The organism is Luteibacter aegosomaticola (genome assembly GCF_023078475.1).
GTDB lineage: Bacteria > Pseudomonadota > Gammaproteobacteria > Xanthomonadales > Rhodanobacteraceae > Luteibacter > Luteibacter aegosomaticola.
On sequence record NZ_CP095741.1, the window covers coordinates 3,003,135 to 3,026,823 of the forward strand.

Annotated in this window: 20 protein-coding genes; 6 read left to right on the forward strand and 14 right to left on the reverse strand. The window is 66.1% G+C overall.

Translation table 11 applies throughout. The features are described from left to right. Nucleotides 1-136 precede the first annotated feature (136 nt). Nucleotides 137-1,042, reverse strand: a complete 906-nt coding sequence (folP, locus tag L2Y96_RS13240; protein WP_247326616.1) for a dihydropteroate synthase — start codon at nucleotides 1,040-1,042, stop codon at nucleotides 137-139. 4 nt (nucleotides 1,043-1,046) lie between these two features. Next, complete coding sequence (gene orn, locus L2Y96_RS13245) at nucleotides 1,047-1,613, reverse strand: oligoribonuclease (protein WP_247326631.1); 567 nt, start codon at nucleotides 1,611-1,613, stop codon at nucleotides 1,047-1,049. A gap of 62 nt (nucleotides 1,614-1,675) precedes the next feature. On the opposite strand from orn, the gene sbcB reads away from it, so the two are divergent. Continuing rightward, on the forward strand, nucleotides 1,676-3,100 hold the full coding sequence (gene sbcB / locus L2Y96_RS13250) for an exodeoxyribonuclease I (RefSeq protein WP_247326635.1): 1,425 nt from the start codon (nucleotides 1,676-1,678) through the stop codon (nucleotides 3,098-3,100). Between the two features lie 7 nt (nucleotides 3,101-3,107). Next, nucleotides 3,108-3,797, forward strand: a complete 690-nt coding sequence (locus L2Y96_RS13255; RefSeq protein ID WP_247326645.1) for a DUF2461 domain-containing protein — start codon at nucleotides 3,108-3,110, stop codon at nucleotides 3,795-3,797. Nucleotides 3,798-4,067: 270 nt separating this feature from the next. Here the strand turns inward: L2Y96_RS13255 and gloA2 are convergent, their stop codons facing one another. From gloA2 to ligA, 3 genes are read right to left on the reverse strand one after another with little or no spacing between them, the layout of a single operon-like run. Further along, nucleotides 4,068-4,451, reverse strand: a complete 384-nt coding sequence (gloA2, locus tag L2Y96_RS13260) for an SMU1112c/YaeR family gloxylase I-like metalloprotein (protein ID WP_247326646.1) — start codon at nucleotides 4,449-4,451, stop codon at nucleotides 4,068-4,070. An 8-nt stretch (nucleotides 4,452-4,459) separates the two neighbouring features. Continuing rightward, entirely contained in the window at nucleotides 4,460-5,413 is a 954-nt protein-coding gene (epmA, locus tag L2Y96_RS13265; protein WP_247326648.1) for an EF-P lysine aminoacylase EpmA, read from the reverse strand. Next, nucleotides 5,410-7,800, reverse strand: a complete 2,391-nt coding sequence (gene ligA, locus L2Y96_RS13270; RefSeq protein ID WP_247326650.1) for an NAD-dependent DNA ligase LigA — start codon at nucleotides 7,798-7,800, stop codon at nucleotides 5,410-5,412. The genes epmA and ligA overlap by 4 nt, the downstream gene beginning before the upstream one ends. 78 nt (nucleotides 7,801-7,878) lie before the next feature. Between ligA and L2Y96_RS13275 the strand changes: the two genes are divergently transcribed. Both L2Y96_RS13275 and L2Y96_RS13280 read left to right on the forward strand, forming a co-directional pair. Further along, nucleotides 7,879-9,354, forward strand: coding sequence for an MFS transporter (locus tag L2Y96_RS13275; protein ID WP_247326652.1), 1,476 nt, complete (start codon nucleotides 7,879-7,881; stop codon nucleotides 9,352-9,354). A gap of 55 nt (nucleotides 9,355-9,409) precedes the next feature. Next, nucleotides 9,410-10,588: a cation:proton antiporter gene (locus L2Y96_RS13280; RefSeq protein WP_247326664.1), complete on the forward strand. Its 1,179-nt coding sequence runs from the start codon at nucleotides 9,410-9,412 to the stop codon at nucleotides 10,586-10,588. Here the strand turns inward: L2Y96_RS13280 and L2Y96_RS13285 are convergent. After that, nucleotides 10,577-12,001, reverse strand: a complete 1,425-nt coding sequence (locus L2Y96_RS13285; RefSeq protein WP_247326667.1) for a cryptochrome/photolyase family protein — start codon at nucleotides 11,999-12,001, stop codon at nucleotides 10,577-10,579. The genes L2Y96_RS13280 and L2Y96_RS13285 overlap by 12 nt on opposite strands. A gap of 128 nt (nucleotides 12,002-12,129) precedes the next feature. Between L2Y96_RS13285 and L2Y96_RS13290 the strand changes: the two genes are divergently transcribed. Both L2Y96_RS13290 and L2Y96_RS13295 read left to right on the forward strand, forming a co-directional pair. Further along, nucleotides 12,130-12,579, forward strand: a complete 450-nt coding sequence (locus L2Y96_RS13290) for a glycine zipper 2TM domain-containing protein (RefSeq protein ID WP_247326670.1) — start codon at nucleotides 12,130-12,132, stop codon at nucleotides 12,577-12,579. An 86-nt stretch (nucleotides 12,580-12,665) separates the two neighbouring features. Further along, nucleotides 12,666-12,983, forward strand: a complete 318-nt coding sequence (locus L2Y96_RS13295) for a hypothetical protein (RefSeq protein ID WP_247326673.1) — start codon at nucleotides 12,666-12,668, stop codon at nucleotides 12,981-12,983. Between the two features lie 6 nt (nucleotides 12,984-12,989). Here L2Y96_RS13295 and L2Y96_RS13300 read toward each other — a convergent pair whose 3' ends face one another. The 8 genes from L2Y96_RS13300 to L2Y96_RS13335 form a co-directional block, all read right to left on the reverse strand. Continuing rightward, on the reverse strand, nucleotides 12,990-13,436 hold the full coding sequence (locus L2Y96_RS13300; protein WP_247326675.1) for a DUF4265 domain-containing protein: 447 nt from the start codon (nucleotides 13,434-13,436) through the stop codon (nucleotides 12,990-12,992). A gap of 156 nt (nucleotides 13,437-13,592) precedes the next feature. Beyond that, complete coding sequence (locus tag L2Y96_RS13305) at nucleotides 13,593-14,828, reverse strand: ABC transporter permease (protein WP_247326677.1); 1,236 nt, start codon at nucleotides 14,826-14,828, stop codon at nucleotides 13,593-13,595. Continuing rightward, a complete protein-coding gene (locus tag L2Y96_RS13310; RefSeq protein WP_247326679.1) occupies nucleotides 14,828-16,111 on the reverse strand; it encodes an ABC transporter permease in 1,284 nt (427 codons plus the stop codon). Before L2Y96_RS13310 ends, L2Y96_RS13305 begins: the two co-directional genes overlap by 1 nt. Nucleotides 16,112-16,271: 160 nt before the next feature. Continuing rightward, nucleotides 16,272-17,222 (reverse strand): tetraacyldisaccharide 4'-kinase, encoded by a 951-nt coding sequence (lpxK, locus tag L2Y96_RS13315; protein WP_343218413.1) that lies wholly within the window; start codon nucleotides 17,220-17,222, stop codon nucleotides 16,272-16,274. Nucleotides 17,223-17,263: 41 nt separating this feature from the next. Continuing rightward, entirely contained in the window at nucleotides 17,264-19,045 is a 1,782-nt protein-coding gene (gene msbA, locus L2Y96_RS13320; RefSeq protein WP_247326687.1) for a lipid A export permease/ATP-binding protein MsbA, read from the reverse strand. Next, nucleotides 19,042-19,470 carry an ExbD/TolR family protein gene (locus L2Y96_RS13325; protein WP_247326690.1) on the reverse strand — a complete coding sequence of 143 codons (429 nt, stop codon included), beginning with the start codon at nucleotides 19,468-19,470 and terminating at the stop codon, nucleotides 19,042-19,044. The genes msbA and L2Y96_RS13325 overlap by 4 nt, the downstream gene beginning before the upstream one ends. A 3-nt stretch (nucleotides 19,471-19,473) precedes the next feature. Then, nucleotides 19,474-20,130: a MotA/TolQ/ExbB proton channel family protein gene (locus L2Y96_RS13330; RefSeq protein WP_247326694.1), complete on the reverse strand. Its 657-nt coding sequence runs from the start codon at nucleotides 20,128-20,130 to the stop codon at nucleotides 19,474-19,476. Between the two features lie 230 nt (nucleotides 20,131-20,360). Next, nucleotides 20,361-23,666 carry a GH92 family glycosyl hydrolase gene (locus L2Y96_RS13335; RefSeq protein ID WP_247337032.1) on the reverse strand — a complete coding sequence of 1,102 codons (3,306 nt, stop codon included), beginning with the start codon at nucleotides 23,664-23,666 and terminating at the stop codon, nucleotides 20,361-20,363. Nucleotides 23,667-23,689 lie beyond the last annotated feature (23 nt).

Sequence of the window (23,689 nt, forward strand, 5' to 3'; positions counted from 1 at the left end):
ATGTAGGAGCCCACCCTGTGGGCGACATCTTTCGCGGGACCGCCACAGGGCCTGTGGCCATGCGGCGAAAGGCGTCGCCCACAGGGTGGGCTCCTACGGGCGTCAATCGTCGCCGGGCCAGCGGGGCATGGCGGGTTTATTCGTCGTCGGGCCAGCGGGGCATGGCGGGCTTGTCTACGCGGGGCGCGGTGTCGCCGGCCTTCACGGCGTCCCAGACCTTCAGCGCATCGACCGTGGGGGCGACGTCGTGGACACGGACGATGACCGCCCCGCGCTGGGCGGCGATCAGCGCCGCGGCGACGGAACCCGCCGCGCGGGCGGCCGGCTCGGCGTGGCCGGTGAGCTGGCCGATCATGCTCTTGCGCGAGAGCCCGATGAACACGCCCGCGCCCAGTTCGGCGAACCGCGCGGTGGCACGGAGCAGCGCCAGGTTGTGTTCCAGGTTCTTGCCGAAGCCGAAACCCGGGTCGACCAGGACGCGCTTGCGATCGATGCCAGCCAGCTCGCAGGCAAACAGGCGATCAGTGAGGAAGCGATGCACTTCGCCGACGACGTCGTCGTACTGCGGATCATCCTGCATGCCGCGCGGCTCGCCCTGCATATGCATGAGGCACACCGGCACGCGCAGGTCGGCCGCGGCATCGAGCGCGCCTTCACGGCGCAGCGCGAATACATCATTAATGAGACCCGCACCCGCGCCGACGGCGGCGCGCATCACCTCGGGCTTCGAGGTGTCGATGGAAATGGGTAGCGTGGTCGCCGCGGCGAGGCGCTCGATCAGCGGGACGACGCGGCGGATTTCTTCCTCGGCGGACACATCGTCGGCGCCAGGGCGCGTGGATTCACCGCCGATATCGAACAGGTCGGCACCCTCTTCCGCCAGGCGCATGGCGTGTGCGTAGGCCGCTTCCAGCGTGTCGTGCTTGCCGCCATCGGAGAAAGAATCCGGCGTGACATTGACGATGCCCGCGACGCGGGGGCGGTCGAGCACCAGCGCGCGGCCGTTGCAATCGAGCGAGGTGGCGAAGAGATTGGCGACCATGGCCTTAGCCCTGCGGCTTGCCGCCGATGGGGCCCATGAAGCCGCGGTAGTAACGCAGCTCCTCGATCGAATCGCGGATATCGGACAGCGCGGTGTGCGCGGAATCCTTCGAGAAACCCTTCGCGATTTCCGGGGACCAGCGGCGCGACAGCTCCTTCAAGGTGGAGACGTCGAGGTTGCGGTAATGGAAGAAGCGCTCGAGCTTCGGCATCTCGCGATGCAGGAAGCGGCGATCCTGGCAGATCGAGTTGCCACACATGGGCGACTTGCCGGCCGGCACCCAGCGCTGCAGGAAGGCGATGGTCGCCTCCTCCGCCTGTTCGGCGCTGACATCGGACTCGACGGCCCGGCCCCACAGGCCGGAGCGGCCATGCTGGTTGCGGTTCCACGCGTCCATCTGCTGGAGGCGGGCATCGGCGTGGCTGATCGCGAAGACCGGACCCTCGGCAAGCACGTTGAGATCCTTGTCCGTGACGACGGTGGCGATCTCCAGGATGGAGTCGTTGTCCGTGTCCAGCCCGGTCATTTCCAGGTCGATCCAGATGAGGTTGTCTTCGTGCGCTGCCGTCATGGGGGTTCCTTTGTGTATTGGCCAGTCTACCTCGCCCATCCCTCGCATGCGATCATGGCCAGATGGCCGAACCGACCTTCTTCTGGCACGACTACGAAACCTTCGGCGCCGACCCGCGGCGGGACCGCCCCAGCCAGTTCGCCGGCATCCGCACCGACGCCAATCTCGAGATCGTCGGCGAGCCGGTCATGGTGTACTGCAAGCCGCCGCGGGATATGCCCCCGCAACCGGCCGCCTGCCTCATCACCGGTATCGCGCCGCAGCTCACCGAGCGCGAGGGGCTGAGCGAAGCGGAGTTTGCCGCCGTCGTGCATGAGCAGCTGGCGATGCCGGGTACCTGTGGCGTGGGCTACAACTCACTGCGCTTCGACGACGAGTTCACCCGGCACCTGCTGTATCGCAATTTCTACGAGCCCTATGGGCGCGAATACGAAAACGGTAATTCGCGCTGGGACCTGATCGATCTGGTGCGCTTGTGCCAGGCGCTACGGCCCGAGGGCATCGAGTGGCCCTTGCGCGAGGACGGCACGCCCAGCTTCAAGCTGGAGCACCTGGCCACCGCCAACCACCTGAAGCAGGACCGCGCACACGACGCCCTCTCCGACGTGGAGGCGCTGATCGGGCTGGCCCGGCTGATCCGCACGCACCAGCCGAAGCTGTGGGACTGGTACTTCGGCCTGCGCCGCAAGCAACGCGTCTTCGAACTGCTCGACGTGGCGGCCATGACGCCGGTGGTGCATGTCTCGTCGCGCTACCCGGCCAGCCGGCAGTGCCTGACCGTGGTCGTGCCGTTGGCCGCGCACCCGTCTCGCGCGGGCGAGGTCATCGTGTACGACCTCACGGTGGACCCCACCGACCTGCTGAGCCTCGAAGCCGGCGACATCGCCGATCGCGTGTTCACCTCACGCGCCGACCTCCCGGAAGGCGTGGAGCGGATCGCGTTGCGCACCATCCGCGCGAACCACGCCCCGGCGCTGGCCCCGCTGTCCGTGCTGAAGGGCGTGGATCACGGACGGCTCGGGCTGGATATGGCCGTGGTCGAGGCGAACCTTCTGCGCCTGCGCGAAGCCCCCGGGCTCGCCGAGAAGCTGCGCCAGGTTTACGGCCAGGCCGCCGAGCTGCCGCCGGCCGGGGATCCCGAGCTTGCCTTGTACGGCGGGTTCCTGCCGGATGCCGACCGCCGTTTGCTGGCCGAAGTGCGCGCCACCCCGCCGGAACAGCTGGGCAGCGGCCGATTCAACTTCCGCGATCCGCGCTACGCCGAGCTGTTGTTCCGCTACCGCGCGCGCAACTGGCCCGACTCCCTGACCATCGATGAACACGAGCGCTGGGAAGCGTTCCGCGTGGACCGCCTCACCCGCCAGGGCCCGCTCACCACGCTGACCCTCGCCGACTACACCACCGAACTCGCCACCCTGCGCCTGCTGCCCGGCGCGCCCCTGCCCCTGCTCGATGAGCTGGAGGCATGGGGCGAAACCCTGCTCTGAGCCCCTTATGCCGCATACCGCCTACTTCACCCCTGCCACGTTCAAGTTCTTCAAGGCGCTGGCCCGCAACAACAGCCGCGAATGGTTCCAGGCACACAAGGACGACTACGAGCGCCACGTGCGCGAGCCGTTCACTGCGCTGATTACCGATATCCAGGCACCGCTGGCAAAGATCAGCCCGCACTTCCGCGCCGATCCGCGCAAGGTCGGTGGCTCGCTGTACCGCATCCACCGCGATACGCGCTTCGCGAACGACAAGCAGCCGTACAAGAACTGGCAGGGCTCGCGCTTCTTCCATGAGCGCCGGCATGAAATCCAGGCGCCGGGCTTCTACCTGCACATCCAGCCGGGCGAGTGTTTCGTCGGTGGTGGCATGTGGCATCCGGAGCCGCCGGTGTTGAAGAAGCTGCGCGAGTTCCTGGCGGATAACCCGGGTTCGTGGAAGAAGGCCACGCATACGAAGGCCTTTGAAGAGCGTTACTCATGGTGGGGCGAGAGCCTGACCCGCCCGCCGCGCGGTTTCGATCCGAACCATGAACTGATCGAGGATCTGAAACGGAAGAACTTCGCCGCGGGCCAGGATTTCGACGAAGCCATGGCATGCTCGACGGAACTGCTGCCGTTCGTCATCGATAACTTCAAGCGCCTGGCCCCGATGGTCGACTACCTCTGCGCCGCCCAGGAACTAGAGTTCTAACACCCCCTGTAGGAGCCCACCCTGTGGGCGACGCCGTTCGCGCCACCCTACAGATCTTGCGGCGTCTCGCCTCGATCGGTCGTAATGCGAGCCAGGGCCTGGGCGTCGAGGCGAAAGATGTCGCCCACAGGGTGGGCTCCTACAACGGCGTCGGGGCGGGGGACCTGTCTGGGCCGCGAGAGTGGGCCCCAAGGCCTCTTTCCGGAGGCGCCCGAGCGCGAGGCGGTGTAAGCCGCTGGTCACACGCATTCGCGACAGCGAATGAACCGGTTAGCTCTCGTAGAGCTCGATCGGCTGGTCGTCAGGGTCGGCGAAGAAGGTGAAGCGCTTGCCGGTGTATTCGTCTACGCGGATCGGCTCGCACGCGACGCCGTGTGAGGTGATGCGCGTCACCGCTGCATCGATATCGTCGACAGCGAACGCGATGTGACGCAGACCCTGAGCCTCAGGGCGCGAAACGCGCGGCGGTGGCGACGGAAACGAAAACAGCTCGATCTGCACGCCTGGGCTCACCTCGAGATCGAGCTTCCACGAATCGCGCGCTTCACGATACGCCTCGTGGATGACCTTCAGCCCCAACACCTCGGTGTAAAACGCCTTCGACCGCGCGTAGTCCGAGCAGATGATCGCAACGTGGTGAATAGACTTCAGCATGCCTTCGCTCACGCCTCGTTGAACGGATAAGCGAGCACGTCGGCGATCCGGTCGGTATCGGCCAGCACCATCAGCAGGCGCTCAACACCCAGCGCCACGCCTGCGCAATCCGGCATCCCGCCCAGCACGGCGAGCAGGTTTTCATCGAGCGGCACGTCATGCTGCCCGCGCTCGCCGCGCACGGTGTTATCCCGCTCGAAGCGGGCGCGCTGTTCGGCCGGGTCGTTGAGTTCGTGGTAGCCGTTGGCCACTTCGTACTTGCCGACGTACACCTCGAAGCGCTCGGCCACCGGCGGATCGTCGTGGCGGATACGGGCCAGCGCGCACTGCGAGGCCGGGAAATCCGACACCACGGTGACACGGTCGCGGGTGAAGGTCGGCTGGATGCGGTGGGTCATCAGCAGGTCGAGCCAGTCGTCGCGCGTCAGGCCCTCACCGTTAACGTGGATGTCGGCCGCCGCGCTTTGCAGCACCTCGACCGGATCGGTCAGTGCATCGATACCCAGCGCATCGCGGAACAAGCCGCGATAAGTCGTCTCAACGATATCGAACGTACGCCCGGCTTCGAGAAGCAGCTTCTCGAGCAGATCGATCACCTCACGGGCGAGCTTCGCGTCGCCCCAACCCACCCGATACCACTCGAGCATCGTGAACTCGGGATTGTGGCGGCCGCCCGCCTCGCCGTCGCGAAACACCCGGCCCAGCTCATAGCAATCGCCAAGACCGGCGGCGAGCAGGCGCTTTAGCGGAAACTCGGGCGAGGTGCGCAGCCAGCGCTGTGCAGGGCCCGCGTCGACGTGGCCGCTGAAGCGGGTGTGGAAGCTCTGGATGTTCGGGTCGGTGTTGCCTGCGGCCGAGAGGATCGGCGTCTCCACTTCGAGCACGCCGCGTTCGGCGAAGAACGCCCGGATACGGGCGTACGTCGCTGCGCGCAGGCGCAGGTGTTTCAGGTCGACGCTCACGGCGCGACTCCGTGTGTCTCCAGCAGCGCGATGAGGTCGGCCTCGGTATGCACCGGGATGCCGAGTTCGTTGGCTTTGTCGAGTTTGGAGCCCGCCGCCTCGCCAGCGAAAACGCCCGTGGTCTTCTTCGATACCGAACCCGCCACCTTGGCGCCGAGCGACTCAAGACGCTCGGTGGCATCGTCGCGTTTCAGCGTCTCCATGGTGCCGGTGATCACGTAGGTGTGCCCTTCCAGCGGCAGCGCCGCCGCAGACTTCGCCGGGAGCGCCTCCAGCAGCGTCCGCATCGCCCAATCAGTGCGCGCCAGTTCGGCCGCGTTCTTTTCATTGGCGAGGTAGGCCGTGAGATTGGACGCGGCGGCCTGCGGTACGCCCGCCACGATCCACTGGTGCTCGCTGGCCTTCACCAGCGCTTCCAGCGAACCGTACTGCTTGCTGAGCAAGGCGGTGCTCTTGGGGCCGAGTTTCGCCACGCGGGCCGAATCGAGCAGCACATCGAGGCCCAGGCGATCGCGCAGCTTCGGCGACGGCGCCCCCTCGTCCGCAAAGGTGATGCCTGCATCCAGCAACGCGTCGACGACCTTCTCGTTACCTTCCTGCCCGAAGAAGGCGGCAATGGAGGTCGCGACTTCGTCACCGATATCGGGCAACACGCGCAGCACCGGCGCCGGCGTGCGCCGGACCATTGCCAGCGAGCCGAGCCACAAGGCCAGCGTCTTCGCTGTGCTTTCGCCGATGTGCATGATGCCCAGGCCGAACAGGAACCGCGGCAGCGTGGACTGCTTGCTGGCTTCGATCGATTCGACCAGGTTCTCGGCCCACTTCGTGGCGACCTTGCCCTGCTTCACCGTCTCTGGCGTGGAGCCATCGCGCTCGTCGGCGCGGCGCTTCATGTCGATGAAGCTCTCCACGGTCAGGCCATACAGATCGGCCGGCGTCTTCACCATGTCGAATTCGACCAACGCATCGACGAAGCGATCGCCAAGGCCGTCGATATCCATGGCACGGCGCGATGCGAAGTGGATGAGGGCTTCCTTGCGCTGCGCGGCGCAGATCAGGCCGCCCGAGCAGCGATACGCCGCGGCACCCTCTTCCCGGATGATTTCGGAGTTGCACACCGGGCAATGCGTCGGCATCTGCCAGGCTACCGTGCCCTCGGGACGGCGGTCTTCGACCACACGCGCCACTTCGGGAATGACATCGCCCGCGCGGCGCACGATCACCGTATCGCCGACGCGCACGTCGAGGCGCGCGACCTGGTCGGCGTTATGCAGCGTGGCGTTGGTGACGGTGACACCACCGACCGAGACCGGCGTGAGGCGTGCGACAGGCGTGGCGGCGCCGGTGCGGCCGATCTGGATCTCGATCGCCTCCACCGTCGTCATCTGTTCCTGCGCCGGGTATTTGTGCGCGATGGCCCAGCGAGGCGCACGGGAAACAAAACCCATCTCTTCCTGACCGGCGTAGTCATCGAGCTTGTAGACCACGCCATCGATGTCGTACGGCAGGCTGTCGCGCTTCTCACCGATCTTGCGGAAATAAGCGATCAGGCCGTCGAAACCGGATGCCGTCGATACTTCCGGCGACACCGGGAAACCCCATGCACGCAACTGCTGCAGGGTGGCCGAATGCGTTTGTGGCAGCTCACCGCCTTCCACGCGGCCCACGGCGTAAGCGAAGAATGCCAGCGGGCGCTTCGCCGTGATGGCGGGATCCAGCTGACGCAGCGAACCCGCCGCGCCGTTACGCGGATTGGCCAGGGGCTTTTCGCCGGTCGCACGCGCGCGCTCGTTGAAGGCCTCGAACCCCGCGCGCGGCATGATCACTTCACCGCGCACTTCGAGCACACGCGGCCAGCCTTCCCCACGCAGGCGCAGCGGAATCGCCTTCACCGTACGCAGGTTGGCCGTGACATCCTCACCCACCGCGCCATCACCACGCGTCGCGCCCTGCACGAACACGCCGTTCTCGTAGCGGAGGCTGATGGCGAGGCCATCAAGCTTGGGTTCCACGGAGAACACCGGCTTGGCACGGCCGAGCGTCTGCTCGATGCGGCGCTCGAAATCAGCGACTTCGCGATACTTCTCGCGGTCCGTATCGCCTTCGGTTTCGAACGCATTGCCCAGCGACAGCATGGGCACAGCGTGCGTCACTTCGGCGAAGCCACCGTGGGCGCGAGCGCCGACGCGGCGGGTCGGCGAGTCATCGGTGGCGAGGTCGGCGTACTGGCTTTCCAGCGCTTCAAGCTCGCGCATGAGCTTGTCGTATTCGGCGTCGGCAAGGTCGGGATCATCGAGCACGTGGTACTTGTAGTTCGCATCCTCGATGAGGCGGCGAAGCTCGCTGGCACGCGCGGCGGCTTCGATGGGGGCGATGGCTTGGGACATGTGCAGGATCCGTGATGATGAACGCGTTGCCGAACGCGACCGTAAAGGATATCCCCATTCCGCTATAATGGCTTGGCCATGCCCGCCGACGACGTCATCGATAACCCCACGATCCCCGACGTCCACGCCTTACCCACCGATACCCCGGCCCTCGCCCCCGCGGCACCCTCCAGCCAGGCCCGTTACCGCGGCCTCATCTGGCTCGTGGCCGCCGGCTTTTTCATGCAGGCGCTGGATTCCACCATCGTGAACACGGCCGTGCCGTCGATCGCGAACGCCCTGGATGTCACCCCGCTCAGCATGCGCACGGCGCTCACCAGCTACGTGCTCACCCTGGCCATCTTCATTCCCATGAGCCCCTGGCTGTGCGACCGCTTTGGCACGCGCAAGGTCTATGGCGGTGCCATCCTGGTCTTCGCGCTGGGCTCGTTGCTCTGCGGTATCGCGCAGTCCCTGCCCCAGCTGGTCGCCGCGCGCATCGTGCAGGGCCTGGGCGGTGCCGCACTCATGCCCGTGGGCCGCTATGTGCTGGTGCGCAGTATCGACCGGCGCGAGTTCGTCAGCTCCATGAGCACCGTCGCCACGTTCGGCCTGCTCGGCTCGGTATTCGGGCCCCTGCTGGGCGGAGCTATCGTCGAGTACACCCACTGGCGCCTCATCTTCCTGATCAACGTGCCAGTGAGCCTCGTGGGCGTGTGGCTGAACCGACGCGAGATGCCCGAATACCGGCTGGACCGCGCCAACCGCTTCGATACGCTCGGATTCCTGCTCTTCGCGGGGGCTTCGGCCATGGCCCTGCTGGTGGCGGAAACCCTGGGCGGCCACGGCAACCCGTTGTGGGTCGTGGCCTCCGCGACCGGCGCTGTGGCGCTGGCCGTGCTTTATCTGCGGCACAGCCGGCGCACGGCCTTTCCGGTCAGCGATCTTTCGCTGCTGAAGATCCGCAGCGTATGGGTCTCGCTGGCGGGCAACCTGTTCACGCGCCTCGGCGTGTCGGGCATGTACCTGCTGCTGGTGCTGTTCCTGCAGATCGGCTGTGGCTGGTCACCCCTCGTGGCCGGCCTGATGATGGTCCCGCAGGCGCTCGGCTCGATCACGGTAAAGCCGTTCATCCACCGCCTGCTCGCCCACTTCGGCTACCGCCGCCTGCTACTGGGTAACACCATCCTGGTCAGCATCGTACTGTGCGCGTTTGCGTTACTCGATACCGATACACCCACCTGGATCATCGCCGCCTTCGTCTATGTGTACGGCATGGTGATGTCGGTGCAGTACACCTCGATGAACACGCTGGCCTATGTCGACGTGGACGTGAAGCAGGCCTCGATGGCCTCGTCCATGGCCTCGACCGCGCAGTACCTGTCAATGAGCTTTGGCATCGCCCTGGCCACCCTGTTGATGGCCGGTTTCCTCGGCTCCTCCGACCGGCACCCCTACGTGTGGGCGTTCCGCTGGTCGGTCATCGTGATGGGCCTGATCACCCTGGCGGCCAGCTGGGTGTTCAGCCGCCTGCGCGAGACGCGTGAACCCAGGGTCGCCACCGCGACCCCATAGCGGCTACGCTCGGGAGGCCGCGCTTACCGGCGGCGTTTGATCAAGGCCGATCTCCATGCACGACTCCGCGGGCATCCTGCTCACCCTCTTCCTGATTTTCGTCGCCGCCCAGATCGGTGGCGAGATCGCGCAACGCCTGAAATTACCGGCTGTCGTGGGCGAAATCGCCGCCGGCTGCGCGATCGGCCCGAGCGCCCTGGGCTGGGTCTCCCTACCCGATATCGCGACCGGGACACCCCTCGATGTGCTCGCCGAAATCGGCGTGATCTTGCTCCTTTTCTCAGTAGGCCTGGAAACGCGGCTCGACGATCTGAAGAAGGTCGGCGCCAGCGCGTTCCTGGTCGGCGTGTTGGGTGTCTTCATCCCGTTCGGGCTCGGTGCGCTGTGGGCGCATGGGTCGGGCTTCGACTGGATCCGTTCGATGTTCGTGGCCGCGGCGTTCGTCGCGACCTCGGCGGGCATCACCGCGCGCGTGTTGCAGGAGCTGGGCGTGCTGCAGCGCCAGGAGGCTCGGATCATCCTGGGCGCCGCTGTGATCGACGACATTCTTGCCATGCTGCTGCTCGGCGTCGTCTCCTCGCTCCAGGGCGGTGGCAACGTCGACGTGGGCAGCCTGGTTGGCACCCTGCTCGGCGCCGTGGGCTTCGTGGCGGTCATCGGCTGGGGTGGCACGCGGGTCATGCGGCGTGGTTCGGGCTGGCTGGAAAAGCCCTCGAACCCCATGTCCGTACTGACCATCGTGCTCGCCCTGTGTCTGGGCCTGGCCTATCTCTCGATGCGCTTCCACCTGGCCGCGATCATCGGCGCGTTCCTCGCCGGCATGATCGCCTCGGAAACCCGCCAGCGGCATCAGCTGGAAGAACAGACCGCCCCGTTGCTGGCCTTCCTCACCCCATTCTTCTTCGTGGTGACGGGTGCGAAGGTGAACCTCGGCGCGCTGGCCTCGGGCGATGCGCTGCTGGCCTTGCTGGTGGTCACCCTGATCGCCATCGTGTCGAAGCTGGCCGGCGGCTTCCTCGGCGCCCTGAAGCTCGGCAAGCGCGGCGCCACCATCGTGGGCTTCGGCATGGTCCCGCGCGGCGAAGTCGGCGTGGTCATCGCCAGCCTCGGCCTGGCCGCCGGGGTGTTCGATGAAACCATCTACGCTGTGATCGTGGCGATGTCGCTGCTGACCGCGATGGTCACGCCCCCGATCCTCGCACTGTTGCTGAAAGAAAAGCCGTCAGGCTTTTGATTTCTGATACGCCATCAGCGCATCTTCCCGGCTGGCTTTCAGGTCGACGATGGGCTTGGGATACCCGCTGCGCTTCAGGTACGCCGGATCCTCCCAAGGCGCGTGCACCAGCTTTCCGGGGGCGTCGCGCAGCTCGGGTACCCAGCGGCGGATGTACGCGCCATCGACGTCGAACTTCTCCGACTGGGTCACCGGGTTGAAGATGCGGAAATATGGCGCGGCGTCGGCGCCACTGCCCGCTACCCACTGCCAGCCCATGGCGTTGTTCGCCAGGTCGGCATCGACCAGGGTGTCCCAGAACCACTTTTCCCCCAGCAGCCAGTGCTGGCGGAGGTTCTTGGTGAGCAGGCTGGCGACCAGCATGCGCACGCGGTTGTGCATCCAGCCCGTGGCCCATAGTTCGCGCATGCCCGCGTCCACGATGGGGATGCCGGTCTTGCCCTGCTTCCAGCGGCGCAGGGCGTAGGCGTCCTTCTTCTCCCATTTGAAGGCGTCGAACTTCTTGTTGAAGTTCTTCTTCGGCGTATCCGGGAAATGCCAGAGCAAATGGTGGCCGAATTCGCGCCAACCGAGCTGGCGGAGGTACGGCTCGATATCGGGGGCGTTCTTCTTCCCGGCGAAATGGTCGCGGAGCTGCTGGGCCACCTGGCGTGGGGAAATCTCGCCAAAATGCAGGTGCGGCGAAAGCCGCGAGGTGCCATGCCGTGCCGGCAGGTCGCGGCCCTCGGTGTAATGGCCCACGGCGTCGTCGGCGAACAGGCTGAGCATCTCGAGCGCACCGGCTTCGCCCGGGATCCATTCGTGGAACCCTTTAGCCCAGTCCAGCTCGGGCAGCAATTCCAGGTCAGCCAGGGAGGCTGATTGCTTGAGCTTGGCCAGGTGCAACGAAGGCTCGTCCAGCGGGCCATGCTCGTCGATCCGTGTGCGCAGGTTCCGCCAGAACGGGGTAAACACCCGGTACGGCTCGTCCTGCTGGGTGGCGATCTCCCAGGGGTCGCACCAGAGGTTGGCATTGAACGAGGCCACGTCCACGCCATCCGCCTCCAGCGCCTTGCGCAGCTTCGCGTCCCGCTTCCGGATCAACGGGTCATAAAGCAGGTTGAAATAGACGGCACTCGCGCCCGTCTCGGCAATAACCTCGCGCAAGACATCCAACGACGCTCCCGTAGGAGCGCGCTTGCGCGCGACCGCCACCTGCAAGCCCCCCTTATGCCGCCCAAGCCCCCGATCCAACGCCTCCAGCGAATGATGCAACCACCACCGGCTGGCCGCCCCCGGCGCCCACTCCCCCTCCTCGTCCGGGGCATGGATATACAGGGGGATGACCTTGTCGTGCGCCTCGGCGGCCGCGACGAGGGCGGGATTATCTGCAAGACGAAGGTCGCGCCGGAACCAGACGATAGCGGTAGTCATCGGCGTAGTATCCACGTTGTGTGGTGAAAAGCGGATGCCGATCTACATCCATTCAGACTGAATGTTTGAGACTGTGCGCACGCGCGGTCCTTATCCCTGCCCGACCTCGCGAACGAAAGGAGAGACCCATGAATATCAAGACCATCCTCGGCATCCCCATGGCTGCCCTGCTCGCCACGGCAGTCGCCACGCCGGCCGCAGCGGCCACGCTTACCCGCAGCGATGGCATCTACGTGCGCTGCGAGCAGTGCGGCGTGGTGCAGAGCATTGAAACCAACATCACCCAGGGCCGCGACCATGGCACGGCCGGTGCGGTCATCGGCGCCATCGCCGGCGGCGTGCTCGGCAATCAGGTCGGCAAGGGCAAGGGCAAGGCCCTGGCCACCGTCGGCGGCGCCGTGGGCGGCGGCTTCGCCGGTAATGCCATCGGCAAGGGCGGCGGCGGCGAGAGCTACACCCTGCGCGTCAAGATGGGCACCGGCGGTTACGCCAACGTCACGGTGAAGGATGCCTCGGCCATCCGCACCGGCGATATCGTGGTGATCGACGACCAGGGCAACGTGCAGCGCGTGCAGTAATATCCGCACTCTGCTTTGCTTGGAAAGGCCGGGCTTGTCCCGGCCTTTTTTATGGCCGCTCAAGTGGGCCATGAACTGGAGATGCTTTGAACACCACCCGCGAACGCGTACTGGGCCGGATCGCCCTGACCTGCCTTTGGGTTTTGGCTGCCGAGATCATGCTTCTCGCACTCTACGCGCCCCACGCCCAGCTCGACTTCGGGGCCGCGCTCGGACTGATCGTCATCGCCATGGGCATCGGCGCGGTGATGGGTGGCGTGGGTTATATCGCCCTGATCGCTTACCTGGCCTGTGTTCGTTTCGGCGAGACTCGGGAGAACAGGCAGTACCGCTACGCATGGCAGTGCGTGCTGCCGATCGGGCTTCAGATCATGGCGGGGTTGTTGTTCGTGTTTGCGGTCTGAGCGCGCTCAGACCGCCGGATGCCGCAGGATAGCGTCTTCGTATTCAAGCAAGCCCTGGGCAAGCCGCTCATCCAGCCAGGCGTGGATCGAACCCAGATCAATTGAGAACGGCACGTCGAGCGCGAAGAATTTCTCGTTGGCGCCCTCCGTGGCACAGCCAAGCGCCTCTAGTGCCGCCCGGGTGGCTGCCCCATGGCGCGCATCCATCACGATAACGCGCAGCAGCGAACGCTCTGCTTCACGGACTACCTGGGCAAACCAGCGGACGCCATCCGCGTCCCGCGTCACCCGAACGGTATCCTCGACCGTCGCGTCGAACGTGTAGAACGGGACGTTGTCGATGATGCACTCATCGGGGTCATCCGTCGGGAACGCCCATACCGACTCCGCGCCGACGCCCGGCCAGCCGTCTTCATCTTGTTCCAGCGCGAAGAACACTTTGACCTGGTCCATTGCTTTCCTGGTGAGGCAAGTACATCGCGCGCAAGCGCGCTCCTACAAACGCGCTATACCCTGCGACGATGTGCAGTTGTAGGAGCGAGCTTGCTCGCGATGCTCTCCGTCCACGAACGTTTATCACACCCGGTCGCCATAGGGGTCATCCTTGCCTCAGCAGGCCCTGATCGCCTTGGCGGGATCGACGCGCGCTGCCCGTGTTGAGGGGAACGACGCGGACACCTGGCCTAGTGCCAGGATCACCACCGCACTGGTGGCGATTAGCCAACCAGGCATGGCGGGCACGCCGTAGCGGTCGCCGAGCCACACGTTGAAGGCCCAGGCGGCGATGGCGCCGAACACCACGCCGGCCCCGCAAAGCATCGCGTTCTCGATGAGGAAATAACGGATCACCGCGATACGCGTCGCGCCCAGCGCACGACGGATGCCGATCTGGCGTTTACGCCGTTCAACCCAGAAGCCCGTGAGGCCGACGATACCGAGCGCGGTGACGAAGACCAGGATGGCGCAGATCGCCGTCAGGCTGATCGCCATCGCGCGGTCGCGCTCGTATGCGCTGGCACGCACTTCGCTCAGGGGACGGGGCTTGCCAAAGAGGCGCCCCGCGTTCGCCTTGCGCAGCACCTCGCTGGCGGCAGCCATGGCCGCACCGATCTGGCCTGGCCGGCCACGCACGAGATACAACCCGTGTGGGCCGTGATCCACCATCGGGAGCACCACTGAATCTTCCGCTGCCGACATGTCTGCCGTACTCGCTGCATTGCCCGTCTGGAGGCGATCCAGCACGCCGATCACGCGCAGCGGATGGTCAGGCTCTGGAGTGAGGTAAACGACCTGCCCCAGTGCAGAGCGGCCGGGGAAAAGCCGTTCGGCAAGCGATCGGGTGATGAGCACCACCGGTGGCAACGGCGCGCGATTGAAGTTGCCATCGGCCACGTCATCACGCTGGAAGTCACGACCTTCGACGATGCGCAGCCCCAACCCGCTGACGCCGCGCTCGTCAAACGCATATACGTCGACGTTGCCCTGCTGCGACTGGATATCCGTGGAACCGGCATGCAGGCTGACGCCTTCGGTCCAGGCGCTGCCGCGCAACGGGTAGCTATTGCTGCTGACGGCGTCAGCGATCGCGGGGGAGGCCCGCAAGGCCGCCAGATCGGTCTCGCGCTGGCCACGCCCGCCGTCGGGCGCATCGAGGCGATACCCGATCGCGAACATGTCGCGCTCGTCGATACCGGTGGAGCGCGTGAGGTGCGCGGTACGCACGCCGATGATGTAGACGATGTTACCCACCACGGCGAGCGTCAACGCGATCTGCAGCACCAGCAAACCGGCGCCCAGGCGGCCACGCTTCAGCGCGGCGAAAATCGGAGCGATATCGTTGAACATCACAGGCCTCCCTTCAGCTGCAGGCCAGGGGTGGTGCGCATCGCGAGCCAGGCGGGATAAACGCCGGCGACGACCGCGGAGGCCGCCGCCAGCAGGATCGTGCCTGCGAGCAACGGCCCGTCGATCCACGCGACACGCGCGAGGTCGCCTGGAAACAGGCTTCGCATGGCGGCGAGCGAGCCCAGAGTGAACACCAGTCCCAACACGCCGGCGCCGGTACCGATGAGGCCCGCTTCGGTGGCGGCCTGGAAGAACACCGTGCGCCGGGTGGCGCCCAGGGCGCGACGCAAGCTGTACTCACCCGAGCGGTCCAGCGAGCGGGCGAGCATGAGCGCCAGAGCGCAGACCATGCAGATGCCGAGGAACGCAAAGGCCACGATCACTGAAAGCCGGGCGTCATCGCTTACGATCTTCCGCGCCACCAACCAATCGGGCACGTTGCGCAGGCGCACGTTCGCCGGCCAGCCGAATCGGCCCGCACGGCGCTGGCCCTCGGCATACGCGGTCAGGCCATCGGCATACGACGTCGCCGCAGCCGCCGTGGGCAGTTCCGCCCAGTACTGCAGCCACACGCATTCGGAGGCGAGGAGATCTGCATAGGTCTGGCCTCGCGGGCCCGCATCGCAGTATTCATAGCCCGCCGTGGACATCTCCAGGCTCACGGCGGTCTTCAGCGGAACATAAATGTCCTCGCCCTCATCAAAAGCCTGCCCGCCCTCGACATCGAAGAAGCGCGGCCGCGGATCCCAGGGGCCCGCCACGCCGATGACACGCCAGGCGTCGCCATTCAGCACGAGCGTGCGACCCACGCTGTTCTCGCCATTGAATACCCGGTCATTGAGACCGGCGGAAATCACGGCGACTCGCGCACGGTCCGCCTCTTCCGCATCGGTCCAGCCACGGCCATAGCGCAGTGGCACATCGAACATACTGAAGAAGGGCGCGGAGGTCGCGCGACCGGCGACGTGCTCAGGTTTTGCGGCATCGGCCGGCCCCTTCATGCTGAAGCCCACCTGCAACATCGCCGCCTCATGCGTGGCGCGATGCATCGCCAGCAGCGCCGACGCATCACGCCAGCTCACCTGCACCGGCGGTTCGTCATCGCCCGGCTTGCGGCTACGCGGACCGCCGTTGTCGATCTGCACCGCATAAAGCCGCGCCGACTTCTCGGGAATCGGATCCCGCGCCATCGTATGCAGGATCGTATACGCCGACATGCTCATCGCCACGCCAAAGGCGAGCGCCAGCATCATCATGGCCACGAGCACAGGCTTGTGCCGCATGCTCGTCAACGCGAGCCGCAAGTAATAACCGCCGAGCATCCGTCTCTCCCCTGGTTCCCGCCGCGGTCCCCACCGTGGCACTAGCCTGCATCGAAGCAGGGATCATGCCACAGGGGCTTGGCGCGGCATGCGCGTGCCGGGCACGTGTCCGCGGACACTTTCAGCGTCCGTCCCGGACACGGCGGACCTTGGCCGCCACCGCATCCCAGAACGACTCCGGCATCACCGCACGCACCGGCACGCGCCACCAGTTCGCGCGCGCGAACTCGCGGCACTTCACCGCATCCTTGTCCGTCATCAACACCGGACAACCGTCGGCGAAGGTGAAGTCATCGCGGGTGAACGCGTGATGGTCCGCAAAAGGATGCCCATCGACCGCGATGCCATGCGCCGCCAGGCTCGCGAAGAAACGCGCAGGATTGCCGATACCCGCCACGGCATGCGCAGGACGCCCTGCGAAATCTGACAGCGGAGCCGTAAGCGCCGGGTCGTCCATGTTCACCGCCACACCGCCTTCCAGACGCATCAGCACTTCATTCGCCTGCGGCGAGCCGCCGTTCACGACGATGACGTCCACGCTGCCCAGGCGCGAGGCCGGTTCGCGCAACGGCCCGGCCGGCAAAAGATGGCCGTTACCGAGACGACGCTCGCCGTCGATCACGCAGATTTCGACATCACGGCCGAGGCGGTGATGCTGCAGGCCGTCGTCAGCCAGGACCAGGTCGCAACCGGCATCGATCAACAGTTGCGCCGCTTCAGGACGCTCGCGGCCGATCGCGACAGGCACCCCGCTCTGCCGGATCAGCGACGGCTCATCGCCAACCTTCGAAGGCGCGTCGTCTTCCGTCAGCAGATAAGGTCCACGCTCGCTGCCGCCATAGCCACGGCTCACGACGCCGGGGCGGAAACCACGCTCGGTCATCGCCTGCGCCAGCGCCACGATCAGCGGCGTCTTACCCGTGCCGCCAATGGTGATGTTGCCGACGACAACGACCGGCACCGACAGCCGCACTACCTGGGACGGATCGCTGCGGAACGACTCGGCACGCTTGCGCACCACACGGGCATACAGGGCTTCCAGCGGGCGCGTCCACAAGGGGGGACGCCCCACGCCATACCACCGCCGCTGTAACGACGCCCCCAGCGCCACGCTTAGCCCGCCGCGGCCTGCTCGTGGAACTGCATGCGATGCAGGGCCGCGTACTGGCCGCCCTTGTCGAGCAGTTCACGATGCGTACCGAGCTCGATCACCCGGCCCTGCTCCATCACGGCGATCTGGTCGGCGTGTTCGATGGTCGACAGGCGGTGGGCGATGACCAGTGTCGTGCGGTCGCGCATGAGGCGCGTGAGCGCGTCCTGGATCAGGCGCTCCGACTCCGTATCCAGTGCGCTCGTGGCTTCATCGAGCACCAGGATCGGCGCGTTCTTGAGGATGGCGCGCGCAATGGCGATGCGCTGGCGCTGGCCACCGGACAGCGAGTTGCCGCCCTGGCCGATGCGGGTCTGCAACCCGTCGGGCAGGCGCTCGATGAATTCCATGGCGTTCGCTGCCTGCGCCGCCGCGATGATGTCGGCTTCCGACGCTTCGGCCATTTCGCCATAGGCGATGTTCGCCGCTACGGTGTCGTCAAACAGCACCACGTGCTGCCCGACCCACGCGATCTGCTTGCGCAGCGACGGCAGCGTGTACTGCGTGTAATCACGGCCATCGATGAGGATCCGGCCCTTCGTCGGTTCATAGAACCGGGGCAGCAGGCTCACGAGGCTGGACTTGCCGCTACCCGAGCGGCCAACCAATGCGGTGACCGTGCCCGGTGCACACGCGAGGTCGACCCCGCGTAGCGCGACGTGCTGGTTGCGTTCGTACACCAGGTGGATGTCTTCGAAGCGGATATCGCCCTTCGTGCGCTCCAGCACCTCGGTGCCGGTGTCGGTCTCGGCGGGCTGGTCCATGATCTCGAAGAGATCCTCGGCCGCCGTGACGCCCTTCTGCAGGCTGGCCTGGATACCAGCCAGGCGCTTCAGCGAGGGCATCATCGCGCCCATGGCGGTGAGCACCGAGGTGAAGATACCGGGCGAGATCGTGTAGAGCACATCCGGGCGCGTGGCCAGGAACACCAGTACGGAGAGCGCGATCGCGCCAACCGTCTGGATGGTGGCGCCCGAGGCCGCGCTGGTGGCAGACACCTTCAGGTTGAGTCGACGCTGGCGTTCGGCGATCTCGGCGAAGCGTTCGGCCTCGCGGCCCTGCCCGCCATAGATGCGCACCTCGCGGTTGGCCGCGACGGCTTCTTCCACCGCGCTGGTCACCGTGCCCATGTTGCCCTGGATACGCTTGCTGATCTTGCGGTAGCGGCGGCTGATCACCGTGACCAGCGCGACCACGCACGGCACCAGCACCAGCAGCGCCAGCGTCAGGTACGGGCTGTAGAACAGCATGACGCCGAGCATGCCGATGACGGTGAAGCCCTCGGTGATCGCGACCTTCAGCGAATCCGCCGAAGCCGCCGCGACCTGCTCGCTCGTATACGTGACGCGCGAAATCTGTTGCCCGGACGGCTCACGGGCGAAGAACGCCGACGGCAGGCGCAGGTACGCCGCGAACACGTCGATGCGCATGGCCTGGACCACGTTGCGACCGACGTACGCAATGCCGTAGTCGGTGACGTACGACGCCACGCCGCGCACGAGGAAGATGCAGATGATCCAGATCGGCATCCAGAAGATCGTTTCGGGGTTCTTCTCGACAAACAGGTTGTCGATCATCGGCTTCAGCAGGCCGGTGAACACCGACAGGCAGATCGGGTCGACGATCATGCCGATGATGGCGATGTAACCCGCCGAGCGGAACCGCTTCGTGTAACCCAGCAAGCGCTTATAGGTCGCCCAGGTCCGGGCATCCCAGACCGAGACTTTCTTGGGCTGGGCGCTCACTGGGCGCCCGCCGTCTCGGTGGGGGTGGTGGCGATCGACAGGCGCGTGTAACCGACCTGGCCCAGCGCATCCATGGCGCGCACGACGTTCTGGTGCGGGGTCATGGCATCGGCACGGATCACCACGAGGCGATCGTGGTTGTCGCCGCCGGAACGCTCGATGGCGGCCTTGAGCGGCTCGATACCCTCGCCCATCACTTCGTCGCTGCCGACGGAATAATGGCCATCGCGATCGACGACGACGGTGAGCGCGTTATCCGTGGAATCGCGCGCCTCGGCGTCGGACTTCGGCAGGTTCACCTTCAGGCGCGAATGCTCCACGAACGTGGTGCTGAGCACGAAGAACATGAGCAGGGTAAGCAGGACGTCGATGAGCGAGATCACGTTGATCTCGAAATCGTCCTCGCGGCGTGCACCAATACGCATGGATCAGCCGACCTGCGCCGGGGCTTGCGCATCGGTGGCGCGGCGGCGCGGTGCCGGGGCACGGGCCGAGAGGTCGTCGAGCAGCGCGGTGGCTTCCTTTTCCATCTGGACGACGTAGCCGCCGACCTTGGAGCGGAAGTAACGGTGCAGCACGTAGGCCGGGATGGACACCACCAGGCCGAACGCGGTGCAGATCAGGGCTTCACCGATACCGCCGGCCATCTTGGTCGGATCGCCGATGCCACCCGCCATGACGTTCATGAACATGCGGATGAGGCCGATGACCGTGCCGAGCAGGCCGAGCAGCGGGCCGATCAGGGCGATGGTGCCGAGCGTATTGAGGTAGCGCTCCATGCGGTGGACCACATGGCGGCCGGTGTCCTCGATGCGCTCCTTGATGATGTCACGCGGGCGGTCGCGCACGGCAAGGGCACCGGCGAACAGCTCACCCAGCGGCGAGCCCTTCTCGAGCGCGGCGAGATGCGAGGCATCCAGCTGCGAGGAGCGGGCCCACTCGCGCACTTCGGCACCCAGGCCCGGCGGCAGCACGGCCGCGCGGCGCAAGGCCCAGAAACGCTCGAGCACGATGGCGAGGGCGACGAACGAGCAGATGAGGATGGGCAGGAGCGCCCAACCGCCGGCAAGAAGGATCTCGAGCACGTGAACCCCAAGGGTACTTATCAGTCAGGCCCGCATGATAGCAGGGCCCGGCTGGGGGACTGAGTCAGCCTTCACAATGACTGAACGTAGGGGTTTGCGGACAGCCCCGTCCGCAAGACCGTAGGAGCCCACCCTGTGGGCGACGCCGTTCGCAATCCGGCCACGGGTCCCGTGGCGTTTTCGCGAAAGATGTCGCCCACAGGGTGGGCTCCTACGGTGGGTGCGGCCGATTACCTGGCCAGCAGCTCCAGTTCGGCCACGGCGGCGGGGCCGTTGCCGTCGAGGGTCAGGCGGTAGTGCGCATAGCTGCCCGGGGTGGCGATGGCGAACGCGCGGGTCTGGCGGTGCCACGGGAAGGTTTCGCCCTGGCGCTGGTCGAGGACCTGCCAGTGCTTGCCATCCGCCGAACCTTCCAGCTTCCACGCCCCCGGCACGGCGGCCGAGGCGCCCGAGCTGATGGTGTACATCGCCACCGTGGCCGGCTTGGCCAGGCGATCGACGATCACCGCCTTGCCGGTCGGCAGGGCCAGTTCGGTCGAGGAGTCATTATCCACCGCGGCGGCGAGCGAGGCGCCCGTGCCCTTCTTCCCATCGAGCGTGAGATCGGCCGCCTGCAGCACATCGTGGAAGGGCGCCGGCTTCGCGCCTTCCGGCGTGATCGAGCCCGGCAGGTTCTCCGCACCCGTGCCCCAGTTCGACGGCGCCGGGCCCATGGTGAACTCCAGCGTCGCGCCCTTGGCCAGCAGTTCGTGCGGCAGCGTGAGCTTGGTCCACGGCTGGCCGTTGACCTTCAGCGACTGCACGAAGCGGTTGGTATCGCTCACGCCCGGCGCGCGGATATCGAGCGTGGCGCCGTTCTCGAGCTTGATGCTCATGTGCGGGAAGTACGGCGCGCCGATCACGTATTCTGGCGTACCCATGCGCAGCGGATAGAAGCCCGCAGCACCGAAGATCCACCACGCCGACATCTCGCCGTTGTCTTCATCGCCCGGGTAACCCTGGCCGATCTCGCTGCCGACATAGAGGCGCGACATGGCATCGCGCAGCTTGTCCTGGGTCTTCCACGGCTGGCCCGCTTCGTCGTACATCCAGATGATGTGGTGCGAGGGCTGGTTCGAGTGGCCGTACTGGCCCATGCGCACGTCGCGCGCCTCGAGCATTTCGTGGATCACATCGCCGTAGTCGCCCACGTCGAAGTTGCCCGGCGCATTGAAGAACGCATCCAGCTTGGCACCCAGCTGCTCGCGGCCGCCGTAGAGCCCGGCCAGGCCGGCGCCATCCTGCGGGGCGTCGAACGCCATGTTCCAGGCATTCGTCTCGGTGTAGTCGCCGCCCCAACGGGTGGGGTTGAACTCCTTCGCGGTCCAGCGCCACTTGCCCGTCGGATCGCGGGCGATGAAGAAGCCGGCTTCCGGATTGAACAGGTTGGTGTAGCCCACCGCGCGGCCGCGGTACCACTGGGCGTCATCGGCGTAGCTCTTGTAGCCACCGCCATGCGCTCTGTCCTTCGCCAGTGCATCGGCGAGGTTGGCGATACCAAAGTCGTTGATGTAGCCCGCGGTCGACCACGACAGGCCTTCGTGCACCTTGTCGTCGGTATAGCCATTGAAGATCGAGCGTTCGATGCCCTTGCGGCCCGCGCCCTTGACGTCGGTGCTGACGGTGGAGGCATTGCGGATCGCCGACAGGTAGAAGTTGGCGACGTCGAAGTTATGCACCCCCTTCAGCCAGGCATCGGCGAAGGCGACATCCGAGCTCGTGCCCACCATGAGGTCGGCATAACCCGGCGAGGTCCAGCGGGCGATCCAGCCGCCATCGCGGTACTGCTGGACGAAGCCATCGATCATCTCGCCGGCTTCGGTCGGGGTGAACAGCGTGTAGGCCGGCCACGCCGTGCGGTAGGTATCCCACAGGCCGTTGTTCACATACGGCTTGCCATCGACGATGCGCGCGCCCGTGTGCGTATCGGTGTTCTCACCGGCGGCCGCGGAGAACGGGCTGGCGTACTGCCACTTCGGTGCGTCCTTCGTCCCGGTGTTCTCGTACGCCTGGTTCGGGTAAAGGAACAGGCGGTAGAGGTTCGAATAGAGGATGGTGCGCTCGTCGCGGCTTGCGCCTTCCACCTGGAAACGGCCGAGGCGGTCGTCCCAGGCCTTGCGGGCACGCTCGCGCACGCTGTCGAAGGTGTCAGTCGCCGCGATTTCCTGGCCGAGGTTGGCCTTGGCCTGGTCGACGCTGATGAGCGAGGTGGCGATACGCATCGTCACCTGCTTGCCGCCCTTCTTCGCTGTGTCGAAGCCGAACCACGCGGAAGCGGCATCGCGCTTCTCGCCGGTGAGGCGGCCGCTCTCGGCCACGGGCTTATCGAACTCGGCGTAGAAGAACAGGCGGGTCGCGCCCGTGGACAGGCCGCTCTTCACATCGGACCAGCCATGGATACTGCGGCCGGCCGGGTCGAGGGTGACCGAGGCCTTGTCGTTGAGGTTGTCGAACACCAGCTGGGCGCGCTTGCCGGTGAAGGTGAACCGGAACATCGCCGCGTGATCCGTCGGCGTGATCTCGGTACGGATACCGTTATCGAAATGCACACCGTAGTAATCCGGGTGCGCCGTCTCCTCGGCATGGGTGAACGAGAGCGCGCGGGTTTCGCGCTTCAGCGCCGGGGCGCCGCTTTCCACCTGGGCCGGCATCACCTGGAAGGTCTGTCGCTCGCCCATCCAGGGGCTCGGCTCATGCGAGACCTGGAAGGCCTCGATGCGCGGGCGGTTATCGTCGCCGTTGCTGTCCTGGTACTGGTAGAGCCAGTTCGAACCGGCCTTGGTCACCGGCGTCCAGAAATTGAAGCCGTGCGGCATGGCAGCGGCCGGGAAGTTATTGCCGCGCGAGAAGTTGGCGTTGGCGTTGGAACCACGGCGCGTATCCACGTAATCCGTGGGGTGGCTGCTCTCGAACGCCGGCTGCGCGGCGATGCGCACATCGTCGATCCAGCCCTCGAACGCCTTGCCCGCCGGGGCATCGGCCGACAGCTCGATCGACTTGACCTTGCGGCCCTTGGCCACCTTGCCCAGGTCGACGCTGACGTAGTTCCACTGGTCCGGATAGAGCACGCGGCCGAGGCCCTGGCCCTTTGCCGTGGCCGGGATACGGTGCTGGTCCACGGCACCCGTGGCGGAGAGCTTCGAGCCATCGTCAAAGACGACATCGACGCTGACGTAATTGGAGGGGTTGCTCAGGTCGTTCCCGTTGGATCGCGGGAACACGAGCCACGAAAGCGTGGTGTCGTCGCCGACGGCCACGGCCGTGTCGAACAGCTTTGCGGTGAGGGGCGCGCCCGTGGACGTGCCGGCGTAATGCAGTGAGTGCATACCGGTGAAGCCAACATCGGGCTTGGCCGTGAGTACCGCCTCCTTCGGCGGGCCACCGGCGATACGGACGTCCAGGCCGCCAAACGGCGCCGCGGCGAGCGCGGGATCACCTGCTTCGAACGAGCTGTGGAAGCCCGGCGTCGCGGCCAGCACACCGGCCGGCACCACCATCGATGCGATCGCGAGCGCAAGCG

Excerpts from the sequence above, each read along its gene's own strand:
- sbcB (WP_247326635.1), top strand. The coding sequence starts at position 1,676 with ATGGCCGAACCGACCTTCTTCTGGCACGACTACGAAACCTTCGGCGCC.
- L2Y96_RS13310 (WP_247326679.1), bottom strand. The coding sequence starts at position 16,111 with ATGCGGCACAAGCCTGTGCTCGTGGCCATGATGATGCTGGCGCTCGCC.
- L2Y96_RS13280 (WP_247326664.1), top strand. The coding sequence starts at position 9,410 with ATGCACGACTCCGCGGGCATCCTGCTCACCCTCTTCCTGATTTTCGTC.
- L2Y96_RS13290 (WP_247326670.1), top strand. The coding sequence starts at position 12,130 with ATGAATATCAAGACCATCCTCGGCATCCCCATGGCTGCCCTGCTCGCC.
- orn (WP_247326631.1), bottom strand. The coding sequence starts at position 1,613 with ATGACGGCAGCGCACGAAGACAACCTCATCTGGATCGACCTGGAAATG.
- gloA2 (WP_247326646.1), bottom strand. The coding sequence starts at position 4,451 with ATGCTGAAGTCTATTCACCACGTTGCGATCATCTGCTCGGACTACGCG.
- L2Y96_RS13255 (WP_247326645.1), top strand. The coding sequence starts at position 3,108 with ATGCCGCATACCGCCTACTTCACCCCTGCCACGTTCAAGTTCTTCAAG.
- ligA (WP_247326650.1), bottom strand. The coding sequence starts at position 7,800 with ATGTCCCAAGCCATCGCCCCCATCGAAGCCGCCGCGCGTGCCAGCGAG.
- folP (WP_247326616.1), bottom strand. The coding sequence starts at position 1,042 with ATGGTCGCCAATCTCTTCGCCACCTCGCTCGATTGCAACGGCCGCGCG.
- L2Y96_RS13300 (WP_247326675.1), bottom strand. The coding sequence starts at position 13,436 with ATGGACCAGGTCAAAGTGTTCTTCGCGCTGGAACAAGATGAAGACGGC.
- L2Y96_RS13325 (WP_247326690.1), bottom strand. The coding sequence starts at position 19,470 with ATGCGTATTGGTGCACGCCGCGAGGACGATTTCGAGATCAACGTGATC.
- L2Y96_RS13335 (WP_247337032.1), bottom strand. The coding sequence starts at position 23,666 with ATGGTGGTGCCGGCCGGTGTGCTGGCCGCGACGCCGGGCTTCCACAGC.
- L2Y96_RS13285 (WP_247326667.1), bottom strand. The coding sequence starts at position 12,001 with ATGACTACCGCTATCGTCTGGTTCCGGCGCGACCTTCGTCTTGCAGAT.
- L2Y96_RS13305 (WP_247326677.1), bottom strand. The coding sequence starts at position 14,828 with ATGTTCAACGATATCGCTCCGATTTTCGCCGCGCTGAAGCGTGGCCGC.
- L2Y96_RS13275 (WP_247326652.1), top strand. The coding sequence starts at position 7,879 with ATGCCCGCCGACGACGTCATCGATAACCCCACGATCCCCGACGTCCAC.